The organism is Bacteroides sp. HF-162 (assembly GCF_015679285.1).
In the GTDB taxonomy this organism is placed as follows: Bacteria; Bacteroidota; Bacteroidia; order Bacteroidales; family Bacteroidaceae; genus Bacteroides; species Bacteroides uniformis.
In genome coordinates this window covers 3,304,846-3,320,638 of the sequence record NZ_CP064937.1, presented here as the reverse complement: position 1 = coordinate 3,320,638, position 15,793 = coordinate 3,304,846, and the positions used below count along the sequence as shown (strand labels likewise).

13 protein-coding genes and 1 pseudogene are annotated in these 15,793 nt (G+C 48.3%); 4 read left to right on the top strand and 10 right to left on the bottom strand.

The window, feature by feature from the left end; all coding sequences use genetic code 11:
- The first annotated feature begins 46 nt into the window (after nt 1–46).
- Nucleotides 47–496, top strand: a complete 450-nt coding sequence (locus ITJ87_RS13955) for a type I restriction enzyme HsdR N-terminal domain-containing protein (RefSeq protein WP_117601662.1) — start codon at nt 47–49, stop codon at nt 494–496.
- A 30-nt stretch (nt 497–526) separates the two neighbouring features.
- Here the strand turns inward: ITJ87_RS13955 and ITJ87_RS13950 are convergent.
- The 10 genes and pseudogenes from ITJ87_RS13950 to ITJ87_RS13905 all read right to left on the bottom strand — a co-directional run bounded on the left by ITJ87_RS13950 (nt 527) and on the right by ITJ87_RS13905 (nt 12,962).
- Nucleotides 527–1,413 (bottom strand): annotated as a pseudogene (locus ITJ87_RS13950) (CblA family class A beta-lactamase).
- A 137-nt stretch (nt 1,414–1,550) separates the two neighbouring features.
- Nucleotides 1,551–4,664 carry an efflux RND transporter permease subunit gene (locus ITJ87_RS13945; RefSeq protein ID WP_117974606.1) on the bottom strand — a complete coding sequence of 1,038 codons (3,114 nt, stop codon included), beginning with the start codon at nt 4,662–4,664 and terminating at the stop codon, nt 1,551–1,553.
- Nucleotides 4,665–4,689: 25 nt separating this feature from the next.
- A complete protein-coding gene (locus ITJ87_RS13940; protein ID WP_117964566.1) occupies nt 4,690–5,793 on the bottom strand; it encodes an efflux RND transporter periplasmic adaptor subunit in 1,104 nt (367 codons plus the stop codon).
- Between the two features lie 25 nt (nt 5,794–5,818).
- Nucleotides 5,819–7,252 carry an efflux transporter outer membrane subunit gene (locus ITJ87_RS13935; RefSeq protein ID WP_117964567.1) on the bottom strand — a complete coding sequence of 478 codons (1,434 nt, stop codon included), beginning with the start codon at nt 7,250–7,252 and terminating at the stop codon, nt 5,819–5,821.
- Between the two features lie 94 nt (nt 7,253–7,346).
- Entirely contained in the window at nt 7,347–8,129 is a 783-nt protein-coding gene (locus ITJ87_RS13930) for a porin family protein (protein WP_117964620.1), read from the bottom strand.
- A gap of 25 nt (nt 8,130–8,154) precedes the next feature.
- Entirely contained in the window at nt 8,155–9,309 is a 1,155-nt protein-coding gene (locus tag ITJ87_RS13925; RefSeq protein WP_117964568.1) for a PCMD domain-containing protein, read from the bottom strand.
- Between the two features lie 145 nt (nt 9,310–9,454).
- The gene (locus ITJ87_RS13920) at nt 9,455–10,294 is read right to left on the bottom strand and encodes a zinc ribbon domain-containing protein (RefSeq protein WP_025836049.1); all 840 of its coding nucleotides are present in this window, start codon (nt 10,292–10,294) and stop codon (nt 9,455–9,457) included.
- Nucleotides 10,295–10,299: 5 nt separating this feature from the next.
- Entirely contained in the window at nt 10,300–11,394 is a 1,095-nt protein-coding gene (locus ITJ87_RS13915) for a Nif3-like dinuclear metal center hexameric protein (RefSeq protein WP_117964569.1), read from the bottom strand.
- Nucleotides 11,395–11,517: 123 nt separating this feature from the next.
- Nucleotides 11,518–12,327, bottom strand: coding sequence for an ABC transporter permease (locus ITJ87_RS13910; protein ID WP_117599751.1), 810 nt, complete (start codon nt 12,325–12,327; stop codon nt 11,518–11,520).
- 11 nt (nt 12,328–12,338) lie between these two features.
- Nucleotides 12,339–12,962, bottom strand: coding sequence for an ATP-binding cassette domain-containing protein (locus ITJ87_RS13905; protein WP_117964570.1), 624 nt, complete (start codon nt 12,960–12,962; stop codon nt 12,339–12,341).
- A gap of 92 nt (nt 12,963–13,054) precedes the next feature.
- Between ITJ87_RS13905 and ITJ87_RS13900 the strand changes: the two genes are divergently transcribed.
- From ITJ87_RS13900 to ITJ87_RS13890, 3 genes are all read left to right on the top strand, one after another.
- Entirely contained in the window at nt 13,055–13,591 is a 537-nt protein-coding gene (locus ITJ87_RS13900; RefSeq protein WP_005827817.1) for a ferredoxin domain-containing protein, read from the top strand.
- Between the two features lie 138 nt (nt 13,592–13,729).
- On the top strand, nt 13,730–14,845 hold the full coding sequence (locus tag ITJ87_RS13895) for an agmatine deiminase family protein (RefSeq protein WP_005837171.1): 1,116 nt from the start codon (nt 13,730–13,732) through the stop codon (nt 14,843–14,845).
- 40 nt (nt 14,846–14,885) lie between these two features.
- Nucleotides 14,886–15,773 (top strand): carbon-nitrogen hydrolase, encoded by an 888-nt coding sequence (locus ITJ87_RS13890; protein ID WP_005827821.1) that lies wholly within the window; start codon nt 14,886–14,888, stop codon nt 15,771–15,773.
- The last annotated feature ends 20 nt before the right edge of the window (nt 15,774–15,793 follow it).

Genomic DNA, 15,793 nt, shown 5'->3' with positions numbered 1-15,793 from the left:
TGTTCCCGAAAGACGGGAACCATTATTTAACTTACAAATGTAGTAAATGTTATCGTTAAACCTACCAGCATTCGATGCTAAAATTGCCGCAAGGAATGGAAAAAATGTTATTTTCGATGTAATCCGTCGTCGTTATGTTGCTTTGACGCCCGAAGAATGGGTGCGGCAGCACTTCGTCCACTTTCTTCTTGCTCACAAGGGGTATCCTCAGGCGCTTATGGCAAATGAAGTGCAGGTACAGCTGAATGGTACAAAGAAACGCTGTGATACGGTGCTTTATCGGCGTGACCTCACCGCCCGGATGATTGTGGAATACAAGGCGCCCGAAATAGAAATCACCCAAAAGGTTTTCGACCAGATTACCCGCTACAACATGGTGCTGAAAGTGGATTATCTGATTGTCAGCAACGGGCTTCAGCATTATTGTTGCCGCATAGATTACGAGCATAACAGCTATACTTTTCTGCAGGATATACCTGAGTATCAAGATTTATAGGAGGAGCTACCGATAGCCTTCTTGCCTTTCTCATCTCATCGCATCATATACCATGCGTGATATGCGGGCGATGATGTCTGCATTGTCCTCATCCGTCTCGTATGAGTCCATGATGAAGGTGGCAATGTAGTATTTCCGACCGTCGGGAAGAATAACGAGCCCGGCATCATTATCTGCAGTTTTCATACCGTCGGCATTGCGGTCGGAAGAACCGGTCTTGTGTCCTACCACGGTTTGGGCTGGCAACATACCTTTCAATTTGTTGGCGCCGGTTTCAGTATCTATCATGGTCTGCCACAAGAAGTCTTTCAGTTCCTTGTTGGAGAACAACTCTTTTTCATCGGCCGTTCTCAGTAGCTGGGCCATAGCGGAAGGAGTACTCCAGTTGCGGTATACAGCCTCGAAGCTGGAGTGCATGTCGTCTTCTGTTTCCGAGAGGTTGAAGGAGTCTATACCCAACCGGCGGATATAGTCATTGATATGTTTGATACCTCCTGCATATTCTATCAAGATGTCGCAGGCATTGTTGTCGCTTTGGGAAATGCTGTATTGCATCAGCTCCCTAAGCGTAATCGTGAAATCCTGGTCGGGAAACTTCTTCCGCAGGGGGCTGTAGGTATTGGGCAGCATTTGGGATGCCTTTATGGAAACAATGCTGTCCAGGCTGATGCTTTGCTTATCCATCTTGTCCAGTACGGCCAGTGCCACATGGAATTTGAATACACTGAGCAAGGGGAAGTGTACATGGTCTACCGGAGCATGTCTCCTTTGTCTGTCCATACGGCTATACCAACGGTGGCTTTCTTGCCATTGAGAAGACTGTCAATCCGGTTTTCAAGTTCAGACATTTGCTGCGTCCGGACGACGGTAGCTATACAAGTGAATAAGGTAAGTATGGCGATGAAATATGCTTTCATAACTTCAATTTCTTTAAGAGGCAATTCGCACGCAAAGATACAACTTTTAGCAGCAAGTTGCTAAAATGAGTTATGGATTATGGGTTATAAGTGTGATAGCTTATAACCCATAATCCATAACTTGTAGCTCATCCTCCCTATTGTTTCTTACTGAACTTCTCCTGCAACTTCTGCATCAATTCGTAAAAATTAGGAATATAGACCGTGGCAAGCAAGGTATTCAGTGCCATACCAAACACTACAGCGGCTCCCAGTGCAACACGGCTTCCCGCCCCTGCTCCGGTTGCAAAAAGCAATGGCATAACCCCGAATACAAATGCAAGTGATGTCATCAGAATAGGCCGCAGACGGATATGCCCTGCCTGAAATGCCGCATCGCGGATTGAATTGCCTTGTGCACGAAAGTCACGTGCAAACTCCACAATCAGAATACCGTTTTTGGCAGACAAGGCAACCAGTAGGATGATACCGATTTGTGTGTAGATGCTGACCGGAGTTCCCATGACATAGCATCCCAGCATGGCACCGAGCAGCGCCACCGGAAGTCCCATTACGGCAGCTACCGGACTGGTCCAGCTTTCGTATTGTGCGGCAAGCACAAGGAAGGCAACCAACAGTGCCATGACGAATACGACGGTTGTAGTGGTTCCCGCCTGCGTCTCCTGATAGGCCACCGAAGTCCATTCATATCCGAACTCGTCTCCGAGATGCTCCTTGATTAGACTTTCCATTTGCCGGATGCCCTCTCCCGAACTGCTGCCCGGAGCCACATTGCAGGTCACGGCTGCTGTGGAGTACATGTTGTAGCGGTTTATCTGGTCCATGCCAAGCTGTTCTTCCACTCGGGTGAAGGAGGAGAAAGGTACCATTTCGCCCGATGCATTGGGAACGCTCAGTTTCAGGACATCGTCGATGACACGCTGGGCATGGTCACCTGCTCCCAGCTTCACTTGGTAGATGTGGCCGAACTGCACATAATCATTGACGTAGGCCTCTCCCATATAGTAGCCCAGGGCAGTGAATACGCTGTTCAGCGGAATGCCCATCAGTTGCACCTTGTCGCGGTCGATATTCAGGAAATATTGCGGGACATTGGCTTGGTACTGGCTGCTGACCGATGCCAATGCCGGATAATTGTGGTAGTGCTCCATCAAGGTCTCTACGGCACGTTGCATCTCGGTGGCACCGAGGTTGTGGCGGTCTTCCAATTGGAGTTGCAGGCCTCCGGTGGCTCCCAGCCCGGGGATGGCAGGCGGAACCATGGCAAATATCTCTGCTTCCTGGATGCCATACACTTCCATATTGAAGCGTTGCACTACGGCTTCAGCCGTATGTTCCTTTCCCTTGCGTTCATTCCAGTTCTGCAGTACGATGAAGTAGGTGGCCGCATTGCTCTGTTCCCCTCCTCCCATCACGGAGAAGCCGGATATGCCGATGTAGTCCTTTACTTCGGGGTAAGAATCGAGAATCTTATTTATTTGTTTCCCTACGGCTTGGGTACGCTCCAGACTCGATGCAGGGGGAAGTTGTACGACTGCGAGGAAATAGCCGTCATCTTCTTCCGGAACAAACGTGGACGGCCATTTGACAAACAGCAGGACGGCAATCAGTGTGAACACCGCATACGAAACGATGGAAGCGCCGGGACGCCGGAGCAGATACTCCACTATCCGGTCGTAGACTCCTTGTGTCTTGTCGTACAGACGATTGAATCCTCGATACAAGGGATTCTTGGAAGGCCGGGTAGGTTGCAGCATCAAGGCACAGAGCGCCGGAGTAAGGGTCAGTGAGTTGAATCCGCTTAGTACGGTGCTGGCTGCAATGGTCAGGGCGAACTGTTTGTACAGTTGCCCCGAAATGCCACTGACGAGCGTTGTCGGGATAAATACGGCAAGCAGCACCAGCACTACCCCGACAATAGGTCCGGTAATCTCTCCCATCGCTTCGGTCACAGCCTGGCGGGAGGTGTAGCGCCCCGTGTCCAGCAGACGCGTGGAGTTCTCCACCACCACGATGGCATCATCCACCACGATGGCCACGGCAAGTATCAGCCCGAACAGCGTCAGCGTATTGATGGAGAAGCCGAACAAGGACATGACGGCCAGTGTGCCGATGAGTGATACCGGAATAGTGATACAAGGAATGACGACCGCCCGCCAGTTCTGCAGGAACAGGAAGATGACGAGGACTACCAGCAGGGTCGTTTCAAGGAACGTCACCATCACTTCGTCTATGGAGGCATGAATGACATCCGTAGTGTCCAGGGTTACATTGTATTGTATGCCTGCAGGGAAATTTTGCGAGAGTTCCTGCATTTTTGCCTTTACTCCTTTGGAAACGTCCAGCGAGTTGCTGCCAGGTTGCTGATAGATAGCGATGGCAGCGGTGGGTTTCCCGTCCAGTTGGGATACTACGCTGTAAGAGGCCGAGCCTAGGTCGATGTGCGCCACGTCGCGCAGACGGAGTATCTTCCCTCCGGCTTCGGTACGCAGGATGATGTTGCCGAACTCTTCGGGCGAGGTAAGGCGCCCTTTTACGGTCAGGCTGTATTGATAGGCATTTTTATTGTCTGTGCCGATGGGTTGCCCTACGTTACCTGCGCTGACCTCCACATTCTGTGATTGGATAGCTTGGTATACATCGGCCGGAGAAAGATAGCGGATGCGCATGGCGGCAGGGTCGAGCCAGATACGCATGGAGTAGTCCCCTGCTCCCATCACATTGACGGCGCCTACACCGGGCACGCGTGTTAACTGGTCTACGAGATTCAGCTTGGCATAGTTGCTGAGGTAAAGTCCGTCGTAGTCTTTGCTGTCCGACGTCATCGTGAGGAACATCACGATGTTCGATGACTGTTTCTGCACCGTGACACCTTGTACCACAACGGGAGTAGGCAGTGACGACTGGGCTACGCTGACCCGGTTCTGAACTTGTACGGTAGCCATATCAATGTCCGTGCCTACGGCAAAAGTAATGGTAAGCGAGTAAGCGCCCGATGAGCTGGAGTTGGAGGACATATAAAGCATTCCGTCCACTCCGTTGACTTGCTGCTCGATGGGAATGCCGACGGTTTGTGCCACCGTCTGCGCATTGGCTCCGGGATATACGGCACTGACCTGCACAGTGGGTGGTGTGATGTCCGGATATTGGGCAATGGGCAGGATGCCCAGTGTGACCAGTCCTGCTACGACGATGAGCAGCGCCAATACGGTAGCAAAGATAGGACGGTCTATGAAGAATTTTGAAAACATAGGCTTTGGTATTAATCAATTCATATTAGTTGTCAATGGGATGTACTTTCATTCCATCCCTTACCTTCATCAGTGCTTTGGTGACGTAGCGCTCCCGGGGAGTGATGCCTGCCCTTATCTGGCGCAGGCTGTCCCCTATCAGTTGTCCGGTTTCTATATGGCGGTAGCGCACTATATTCGAATCGTTGACTACGTATATGTATTTCCCCAACTGGTCGGTACCGATGGAGGCGTCCGGCAGCAGGATGGCCTGCTGTTGCTCTCCGTAGGGCAAGGTGATGCTGACGTAGAGGCCGCTTTTCAGAAGTCCTTTAGGATTGTCGAGACGGGCGCGGATGTTCAGAGTTCCGGTGTTCAAGTCTACGTTGGGCGAAAGATAATCCAGTTGTGCAGGATAAGTGAGAAGCCCGTCTTTGCCCAGGCTGACGGTTACTTGCCGGGGAATGCTGTCCCCTTGCTGCATCAGCATGGAGAGCCATTGGTTGTCTGCCACGTTGAAGTAGGTGTACAGATGGTCGTCCTTGTAGATGGTTGCCAGTGTGACGGGCTGCACGCTGCCGCCTACATAGCTTCCGGCATCCACCAGGTTACGGCTTACAGTGCCGTCGAAGGGGGCACGGACGGTGCAGTAGCTCAGATTGGTGCGTGCCGTGTTCAGGGCTGCTTCCGCATTGCTCACTGCAGCCTGCGAGGTTGCCACGTTGGATTGTGCTTGCAGCACTTGTATACGGCTTACGGCATCGCTTTTCACGGCCTCCTGCATACGTGTGTAGTTGTTTTGGGCGTATTCCAGGTTGGCGCGGGCAGTGTTGAGTTCTGCTTCTGCCTGCCGCACATTGTCTTGATAGACTGTCGGTTCGATGACAAAAAGCACTTGTCCCTGGCGTACCCGGCTGCCGGGAGCGTAAGAGATGGTCTGTAAGGTTCCGCTGACTCTGCCTACCAGGTCTACGGTCTTTTCAGAAGTCAGGTAGCCCGGATATTCTTTTGTCAGCGTGATGTTCTGCACTGTCGGACGGGCCACGCTTATCTCGGGAATGGGCATCGTTTGTGCCGTTTCTTTCCTTCCCCCGCATCCCGTTGCCAGCAATGGCAGGATGAGCAGGGTGATGTACATTTGATTTTTCATATACGGTTCGGTTTAGTTTATATTCTTATTTCTGATTCATTTCATATCCGCCTCCCAATGCCTGGTATAAGGCTATCAGATGCAGCAAGGAGCTGCCTTGTGCCTGCACCAGTTGATTTTCGTATGTCAGGAGTGAGCGTAGTGCGTCCAGTACGTTCTGGAAGGGAGTAAGCCCTTGTTTGTACAAATCGAGGGAGAGCTTTAGCGTTTCTTCTCCCTGGTTGCATACTTCGCGCATGGCAACAATCTGTTGGATGGAGTTGCGGTAGGAGTTCATGGCATTATCTGTTTCCTGCACGGCGGTAAGCACTGTCTGGTTGAACTGGTGAATGGATTCATCGAGCTGGGCACGTGCCAGACGGGTGGCGTTCACCAGTTTGGTACCGCTGAATAAGGTCCAGCTGATGCTTGGAGCAATTTCAAATGTCATACTGTTCCGTTTAGTCAAGTCCTTCAAGTCATGGGAGGAATAGCCGATGGAACCTTTCAGGAACACTTGCGGCAGCCAGTCTCTTTGGGATGCGCCAAGCATTGCCGCTTGTGCGTTGACTTGGCGTTCGGCTTGCCGTATATCGGGGCGGCGGAGCAGCAGGTCGGCAGGAATGCCGATGCCTATAGGTTCCATGTAGTCGGGCAGTTTACCCGGTTTTTCCAGTATGGGGCGGATATGTTGAGGATAAGTACCGAGTAAGATTGCGAGTGTCGTGATGTATTGGTTGATGCCTGCCTCCAGTTGCGGGATGGAGGCTTTGGTACTGTAATATACAGATTTGGCTTGTGAAACGTCCAGTTTGGACACCAGTCCGGTTTTGTAGCGTACTTCGGTGATGTTAAGTACGGCTGCCTGGGTATGGCAATTGTGGGTCACTACACTTAGTTCTTGCTGCAGTTCGCGGAGTCCGATGTAGGCGGAAGCTATCTGGGCACAGAGGGATACCATGACGGAGGTATATTCCTCCTTGCTTGCCATGAAGGTTTCCCGCTGTGCCTTTACCCGTTGGCGGATACTTCCGAATACGTCCAGCTCCCAACTGGCGTTGAGCGAGGCGCTGTATGCACCGGTAATGGATTGCGGAAGTGCGTTGACATTGCCGCTGCTTTGCTGCCGTGCCCATCCTCCGTCCAATGAGATGGAAGGAAAAAAGCCGCCGCGTTCTATCCGCAGGTTGGCTTTGGCCATATCCATACGGTCCATGGCAGAAAGTACGGAATAGTTTTGAGTGGAGGCTACCGTAATCAATGAATCCAGCATCGGGTCATCGAATGCTTTCCACCACTTGTCGTCAACGGGTGGTATCTGTCCGCTGAACAGATTGTCATCTCCGGGAATGGCATGGGAGACGTCCCTTCCCCAGCCTTGTGGGAGTGGCTTCTCAAGATAGCGGTTGGCTTTCTGTGCCATAGCCGCAGGACATAGGCATAATATGAGCAACGCAGTGCTCCAAGCTTTTATATTCATAAATAAAGGTTTAGGTGGTTATCTTTTTATGGGATTGATAACAACCTAAACCTTTATTTGTTTATGAGTATCTTATCAGGTGTACTGAGTATTATCAGAAAGCATACCCGAATCCTACATTCAAGTAGATGGGATACATGGCAAAGGTAATGGTATTGAAATCTTTCTTAAAAATATCATTCAATCCCCATGTAAAGTCGGCAAATACACTCAGATGTTTGAAGGCACGCCAGTCTACACCAGCTTGCACGCCCCAGGCAAACTTGCGCAAGTCATCCGAAAAGTCGTAAGTGGCAATGGCACCGTCGGAGAAGTTCACCTTTTCTCCGGTGGAGTCTCCTTCACGCAAATAGCCTTCATATACATGTCCGGAGAATTCCTCATCCATCAGATATGAGACATATATACCTGCTTTGGCCCGCAATCGTGAGTTGATTTTATATGCACCCAGCACGGGGACGGTGATGTAGGCATTGCGTACTTTAGTTTTTACTCCCCCAGTCCAGTTGCCTTTTAAACGGTTACCGTCATTTCCTATGATTTCCATGCCATAGTTCTTTACTGTCGCTTTGGTAATCATATTTTTGGTTTCCAGTCTTACACCGGTTATTACACCCCATTTTTTTGTTGTGCCCAACCATTTAATGGCATTTCCTTCCAGCATAAAGGCTAAAGTAGGATTATAGGCATCAATACTTCGTATTTCTACGGGTAATGGAAGCGGAGAAGTGCCGCCGATACTGACACCGGCCCTTATCTCATATTCCCAACCGTGTAGAGCGGCGTTTATAAGCGTACGGTTCTGGTTTTCTTGAGCGTATAAGGCAGTCTGCATGCATCCCACCAGTACGATAAATGCTAATATTTTCTTTATCATGTTGTATTCCAATTCTATATGATTCTTATTCGTAAATCAGTTCCACTTCGTCTATAAGTAAGGTGCTTCCTGGAGCACCCTCAAAAGTGGCACCGTCCTTGCTTGAGGCAAATATGATGCTTATCTTATATTCTCCTTTAGTCAGTCTGGCTTCGTCAATCTTCTTTCCGTAGCGTTGGTAGTCGAAAGGTATATCAAAGAATTTCCATTCGTCTCCTTCTGTTTCTTGCGGATTGGAAACTAAAGCAAGAGCCACCATGCTGGGGTGTTCGTAGTTTTGATTCGGCAGATTTCCATCCAGTGTTACATCTGTCCCCTTTCCTGCACTGTCATATTTTACTCCATCATAAAATATTGCATAGATATTGAATATATCTTTTCGGGAGGTATATTCGCCATTTTCATAAAATTGTTCTCCGGCCTTGTACTTATAGTATCCAGTCAGTCGTAGAGGTTTATTGTAGAAAGGAGTACCGAAGCGCGTAGCACTAAGCGGATTGGTAATAGCATTCAGCATGTCAAAACTGCCGATAAACAGATTACCGGCGGCGATGGGCATACCTACCATGTTACCTAAGTCGCCAGTGAGGCGTGTTTCCAATTTCACACATTTTCCAGTTTTGCCATTGTCTATTTGGGTAGTAGGATAATCTTCTGTTGCGGCTCCACTCATAGCCCATTTGAATCCCTTATTACCACTTGCCCATGTCAATTCGTTACCGGAATCTTGCTCTTCGTAGAATTCCTGCCATACATTTTGCATGATTCTTACCTTTTCAAAGTGGTATGTGGTCGGAATGTTACTTGCCTTTTGTTCTCTGGCAGTAATGGCGTAGACACGATGCCAGGCCTTGTCTTCCGAAGTGACTGTATATCGTACTGGAGTCGTGAAGTCCTGAACACTCCCACTGGCAGGACTGATGGTAGCCCTCGGAGTCAATTCAAATATGGGGGCCAGACTTGTCATGTCCGTACCTTCTTTCACACTGATTCGTATTGGGTAGGCGTTCTGGCTTTCGTCGTACGACGGGTTCAGATCAATGTATGAATTTGCCAGTACATCTTCTTCAAAAGAGATGCCTGTTATATCAGCTTCAGCATTGGGTGCTTCATCTTTTATGCACGATGCCATCAATATTCCGAAAAGTGAATAGAGTATGAATAATTTGTTTAGTCTCATGCTTTTTAATTTAATTCTATTAATTTTTTCAAGCAGCAAAACTACTTCTTTTTTCTCTAATAGCAGGTTTTTATGAGCTTATTTAACAAAAAAACGGCAATAGGTGCTTGACTATTGCCGTTTTATATATAAAAATGTTCTATTTTTAATTATCTGAGCCGATATGTACGATTTTTCTTTTGGCTCTTACTGGCTTTTCCTTTACAACTTCCACTTTCTGTTCGGGAGTTATACCTGCCAGTTCCGGGTCAATCATGATACGGCCACAATATTCGCAAACGATGATTTTCTTGCGTGAGCGGATGTCCAATTGTCTCTGAGGCGGAATCTTGTTGAAGCAACCACCGCAAGCATCACGCTGTACGTATACGATACCCAGTCCATTGCGTGAATTCTTACGGATACGTTTGAAGGACTGAAGCAGACGGGGTTCAATCTTTGTTTCCAGTTCTTTGGCCTTGTCTCTCAGCTTCTCTTCCTCTTGTTTGGTCTCGGAGATGATTTCGTCCAGTTCGCTCTTCTTTACGTCGAGGTCTTTTTGTCTTTCTTCCAGCGCAGCAGTGCTTTCTGCTACTTCCTGAGATTTTTCTTCCTCTTGTGCGGCAAATTCCTTGATACGCTTTTCGCAGAGTTCGATTTCCAATGTCTGGAATTCGATTTCCTTGCTCAAGAAGTCATATTCGCGGTTGTTGCGTACGTTGTCCTGCTGGTCTTTATATTTAGCTACAGAAGCCTTTGCGGTTTCAATTTCAACTTTCTTTCCTGCGATGGAGGATTTCAACTCGGATACTTCTGCCTTGATTCTGTCTATACGGGTACTCAGACCGGCTATTTCGTCTTCCAAGTCTTGCACTTCCAGTGGAAGTTCACCTCTCAACGTCTTGATTTCATCGATTTTGGACAGCATTGTCTGCAATTGGAACAAAGCTTTCAACTTCTGTTCTACGGTTAATTCCTGAGGATCTTTTTTTGCTTCTTTAGCCATTTTACTTACATGTATTTTATGGGGTTTGTATTCACCTTGGTCATCTGGACCTCAAAATGAGGAAACAAATCCCGGATTATTGTATAAAATATTTCTTTCGTATATTGCTCACTTTCATAATGCCCTATTTCAGCCAATAATATATCGGTATCATGTCCGAAATAGTCATGGTATTTTATCTCGCCGGTGATAAAGACATCTGCACGGTTGCGGATGGCAAGCGGCATTAGGAAAGCGCCGGCGCCGCCACATAATGCAACAGTCTGTATTTCCCGTCCGAGGAGTTTGTTATGTCTGAGACACCCTACTTCGAAGGTTTTCTTTATCCGTTTCAGGAATTCAAGTTCTGTCTCCGGTACTTCCAGTTCACCAATGACACCGGCTCCGGCTTGTACCCATGAGTTTTGCAAGGGATAAATATCATAGGCCGGTTCTTCATACGGGTGTGCCGCAAGCAGTGCCTTGACAGCCTCCGCTTTTTTGTAGGCGGGTATGATTGTCTCAATACGTACTTCACACTCGGTATGCAGCTCCCCTATCGCTCCACAGTATGGATTGGCGCCTTCTCGGGCTCGGAATGTCCCCTCGCCTTCCAGATTATAACTGCACGAATCATAGTTGCCGATATTGCCGCATCCGGCGTTGAACAAGGCTTTTCTCACGTCTTCCGCTTGGGCGGTCGGTACAAATGCGGTCAGCTTCACCAGCGCATTTTCTTTGGCTTCCAGAATACGGACATTCTTCAAACCGATTTTCTCGGCAATCTTGAAGTTCACTCCTCCCGGCGCATTATCAAGGTTAGTGTGCGCAGCATAAACAACGATGTCATTCTTGATGGCTTTCAAGATACAACGTTCCACATAATCCCTGCCCGTGATGGACTTATACCCTTTGAAAATGAGAGGGTGATGTGATATAACCACATTATATCCCAATGCAATGGCTTCATCCAGTACGGCTTCAGTAACGTCAAGACACAACAAAGCCCCTGTTGCTTCCGCATCTGTCAATCCGATTTGCAGGCCGGCATTATCAAATCCGTCTTGCAATGGCAGAGGCGCGAACCGTTCAAGGGCGCTTACTAATTCCTTAATTTTCATTGTGAACAGAAAATTTGGTTGCAAATATAGTAAAAAGCAGTGGATTAAAAAGAATTCCAGTTTAAAAAAGTCTTGTAGACTGTATATTTATATGCAATTGAACTCTTTGCGGGTATGATGTGGTTATTTTTGCTCCTTTTTTCCCTTCTTCTCCACCATCACCGGCAGTAGCTTGCCGTAGGCGTCGAACGACTTGCAGGAAGCCAGAGAGATTGTAATCATCAGTGACAGCATGGAGGCGGTAAAGGTGATGACCATAATCATCATCTGATATTTGATGGCTACATTCGGGCTGCTGCCACCCAATATCTGGCCAATCATGGTTCCCGGAAAAGCAACCAGCCCCATCACGGATATATTGGCAATCAGCGGACTGAAGGATTTGATGATGGCTTGGCGGATGAAAGGTGCCTGTGCTTCTGCTCTTGTAGCACCATTGCCGAGAAGATATCGGTAAAGCTGTTGTTCTCGTTTCAATCCGCTATAATAGGTATTGAGGGCTATGACGTTACTGGATAGCATGTTGCCCATCAGTATGCCGAAAATAGGGATGAAATACCGGGCGCTGAATACGTTTTCCACTCTCAGTACTATTCCGATAAAGTACAAGCCTACACATACTACACTGCATAAGAAACCTGCGGATATGGGCAGGAACAGAATCTTCCTCTTCAATTGCGTTCGTGCCAATGCCGTCTGCGATGCTACGAATATCATGACAATTACCCATAGAAAGTTTATCCACGGGTTATCCCATAAGAAGAGGTAGTTCAAGTATATGCCGATGAAGAACAACTGGACAATCATGCGTGCCGTACCTATCACAGTAGCGCGCAACAGTCCGGTCTTGAACTTCCATATGTAAAACAACGGTATTAATAATAGCAATAATCCGATGCCCAGGCTGAGGTATGATATATCTATGGTTCCCAATAGTGTGTATGTTATTTCATGATTATATGTCGGTCGCATCCGTCGGCAAATCTTTTGTCATGGGATACGGTCAGTATGGTATTTCCCTTTTCTGTCTGCCTGCGGAAGAAAGAAAGTACTTTTTCCGCGGAACCGGAGTCGAGAGCGGAAGTCGGCTCATCGACAATGGTCAGTGGCTTGCCAATCATTGAGGCTACGGCTATCATCATCCGTTGGCGTTGGCCTCCGGATATTTCGTTTACCCGTTTGTAATATAACTCCCGCTCCAGACCCAAATCCTCGAAACATGCAAATAAGCGGGTTTCAGAAAAGGGTGTACCCCGGTTTGCCTTTAAACCGAAGGGCAATTGTACCATGTCCTTTACCCATTCCAGCGGCAATGCCAGTTCTTGTGGAATCCATGCAGTCTGCTTACGGACAACGTCGACGTTTCCTTTATCCAGCAGAATGCCGTTCAAGACGATGCGTCCTTCTTTTAACGGAGTAAATCCAAGTATGGCATTCAGCAGTGACGACTTTCCGCATCCCGAAGGGCCGGAGATACTGGCTATCTCTCCCCTTTCCAATTGCAGGTTGAAACCCGAGAAAAGTATATCGTTGCCGTAGGCGATACTGGCATTTTCTATTTGCAGCATGGTGTTCCTTTAATCTTTCTGTATCGCAAAGATAGTGCAAAAAAATATTTGTGCTATCTTTGACGCACTAATTAATTCAGGAAAGAAAGACTATGATACAGAATGAACGGGATTGCCGCCACGAACATGTGCTTGACGTGGCAAGGCAAATGCTGACTGCTGCGCGCACGGCACCGAAAGGAAAAGGTATTGATGTGATTGAAGCTGCGCTGGTTACGGGTGAAGACATTAAGAAGCTGTCTGAAAAGATGGTCGCTATGGTTGAAGAGCACGGTATGAAGTTCTTTCTCCGTGATGCGGACAACATTTTGCAGGCTGAATGTGTAATTATAATAGGTACGCGCGAGCAGACGCAAGGTTTGAATTGCGGACACTGCGGTTTTCCCACTTGTGCCGGTCGTCCGGAGGGAGTACCTTGTGCTTTGAATACGGTGGATGTAGGGATAGCTGTAGGTTCGGCTTGTGCCATGGCTGCCGATTTGAGGGTGGATACCCGTGTCATGTTTTCTGCCGGACTTGCCGCTCAGCGTTTGGATTGGCTGAAAGGATGCAAGACTGTCTTTGCCATTCCGGTGAGTGCATCCTCCAAGAATCCATTCTTCGACCGGAAACCGAAGGAAGATAAGTGATAATTGACGAGTAGAGGTTTACAATCATAGAGTAGAGGTTTAGAAGTCTGAAGTAGAGGTTTGGCAATTCTAAACCTAAGGTTTATTCTCCCTCTCTCTGCTAACTTAAAAAGTAACGAATTAGAAAAGATAAATAATATGGGATATTTTGTAGGACTGCCGCTGGGTGGTGCCGCAGAGAAGGACTGTCAGGTGCGTTTTGGCAAGAATATGACTTTTCAGGTAGAGACACGTGCTCCCCACTTGCCTGCCGAATGGGCTTTGCAAAGCGGCATACAGCTTACATGGCCCCATGCGGGTACAGACTGGACCTATATGTTGGACGAAGTGCAGGAATGTTTTGTAGCCATTGCCCACGAAATAGCCGCCCGGGAGACATTGCTGATTGTAACCCCAGAACCGGATGAGGTGAAGAAACAGATTCTCGGCAGGGTGAATATGGAAAATGTCCGTTTCCTGAAGTGTGAGACGAATGATACTTGGGCACGCGACCATGGAGCCATCACCCTACTGGATGCTGACGGTGTATCTCTGCTCGACTTTAAGTTCAACGGGTGGGGATTGAAGTTTGCATCCGATAAGGATAATTTGATTACGCGTCGTGCGGTGGAGTCGGAAGTGATGAAAGGAAAGTATGTAAATCGCTTGGGGTTTGTCCTTGAAGGCGGTTCCATCGAAAGTGACGGCATGGGTACGTTGCTCACCACCTCCGAATGCCTGCTTTCGCCTAACCGGAACGGACAGATGAACCGGGTGGAAATTGAGGAATATCTTCGTTCCGTTTTTCACCTGCAACGTGTTCTTTGGCTGGACCACGGTTATTTGGCAGGTGACGATACGGACAGTCATATAGACACGCTGGCCCGTTTCTGCCCTGCCGACACGATAGCCTATGTACAATGCAAGGATGCGGATGATGAGCATTACGAAGAACTGCATCGCATGGAGGAGCAACTGAAGACTTTCCGTACGTTGAAGGGGGAACCTTACCGTTTGCTGGCTTTGCCCATGGCCGATAAGATAGAAGAGGAAGGGGAACGGCTTCCTGCCACTTACGCTAATTTCTTGATTCTGAATGATGCAGTGCTTTACCCCACCTATCGCCAGCCGGAGAATGATGCCCGCGCGGGGGAAGTGTTGCGGGAGGCTTTTCCCGGTTATGAAATTATCGGGATAGATTGCCGTGCTTTGATTAAGCAACACGGCTCTTTGCATTGTGTTACCATGCAATATCCCGTAGGGGTGTTGAAGTAATGTCGATTATACATAGTAAAACAATAAACCATAGAATAAGATGACAAGAAAAATAAAAGTAGGTATTATCCAGCAGGCCAATACCAAGGACCTCAGGACTAATTTAATGAATTTGGCCAAAAGTATAGAGGCATGTGCGGCGCATGGGGCTCAATTAGTTGTTTTGCAGGAGCTGCATAACTCTCTGTATTTCTGTCAGACGGAAAACACGCAGTTGTTCGACTTGGCAGAACCGATTCCCGGTCCTTCTACGGGATTCTATTCAGAGTTGGCTGCTGCCAACGATATTGTGCTGGTCACTTCTCTGTTCGAGAAACGCGCTCCCGGATTGTATCATAACACAGCGGTTGTTTTTGAACGTGACGGCAGCATTGCCGGGAAATACCGGAAGATGCATATTCCTGATGACCCCGCCTATTATGAGAAATTCTATTTTACTCCCGGTGATATAGGCTTCGAACCTATTCAGACATCTTTGGGCAAATTGGGAGTTTTGGTATGCTGGGACCAGTGGTATCCGGAAGCAGCGCGTCTGATGGCACTGAAGGGAGCTGAAATACTGATATATCCTACGGCTATCGGTTGGGAAAGCAGTGATACGGATGATGAAAAGGCGCGTCAGCTCAATGCTTGGATTATCTCCCAGCGTGGACATGCTGTGGCCAACGGCTTGCCGGTGGTTTCAGTGAATCGCGTGGGACATGAGCCGGATCCTTCCATGCAGACCAATGGTATCTTGTTTTGGGGAAATAGTTTTGTGGCCGGACCGCAAGGCGAGTTCCTGGCCCAAGCAGGAAACGAACGGCCGGAAAATATCGTTGTAGAGGTGGACTTGGAACGTTCGGAAAATGTACGCCGTTGGTGGCCTTTCCTGCGCGACCGCAGAATTGATGCCTATGCCGGATTGACAAAACGATTTCTTGACTGATAACGACGGGGATCTCTGGG

What these genes read in the sequence shown, in the direction of transcription:
- ITJ87_RS13895 (WP_005837171.1), top strand. Translation starts at nt 13,730, where the DNA reads ATGGGATATTTTGTAGGACTGCCGCTGGGTGGTGCCGCAGAGAAGGAC.
- ITJ87_RS13945 (WP_117974606.1), bottom strand. Translation starts at nt 4,664, where the DNA reads ATGTTTTCAAAATTCTTCATAGACCGTCCTATCTTTGCTACCGTATTG.
- ITJ87_RS13920 (WP_025836049.1), bottom strand. Translation starts at nt 10,294, where the DNA reads ATGGCTAAAGAAGCAAAAAAAGATCCTCAGGAATTAACCGTAGAACAG.
- ITJ87_RS13940 (WP_117964566.1), bottom strand. Translation starts at nt 5,793, where the DNA reads ATGAAAAATCAAATGTACATCACCCTGCTCATCCTGCCATTGCTGGCA.
- ITJ87_RS13890 (WP_005827821.1), top strand. Translation starts at nt 14,886, where the DNA reads ATGACAAGAAAAATAAAAGTAGGTATTATCCAGCAGGCCAATACCAAG.
- ITJ87_RS13930 (WP_117964620.1), bottom strand. Translation starts at nt 8,129, where the DNA reads ATGATAAAGAAAATATTAGCATTTATCGTACTGGTGGGATGCATGCAG.
- ITJ87_RS13915 (WP_117964569.1), bottom strand. Translation starts at nt 11,394, where the DNA reads ATGAAAATTAAGGAATTAGTAAGCGCCCTTGAACGGTTCGCGCCTCTG.
- ITJ87_RS13935 (WP_117964567.1), bottom strand. Translation starts at nt 7,252, where the DNA reads ATGAATATAAAAGCTTGGAGCACTGCGTTGCTCATATTATGCCTATGT.
- ITJ87_RS13900 (WP_005827817.1), top strand. Translation starts at nt 13,055, where the DNA reads ATGATACAGAATGAACGGGATTGCCGCCACGAACATGTGCTTGACGTG.
- ITJ87_RS13905 (WP_117964570.1), bottom strand. Translation starts at nt 12,962, where the DNA reads ATGCTGCAAATAGAAAATGCCAGTATCGCCTACGGCAACGATATACTT.
- ITJ87_RS13925 (WP_117964568.1), bottom strand. Translation starts at nt 9,309, where the DNA reads ATGAGACTAAACAAATTATTCATACTCTATTCACTTTTCGGAATATTG.
- ITJ87_RS13955 (WP_117601662.1), top strand. Translation starts at nt 47, where the DNA reads ATGTTATCGTTAAACCTACCAGCATTCGATGCTAAAATTGCCGCAAGG.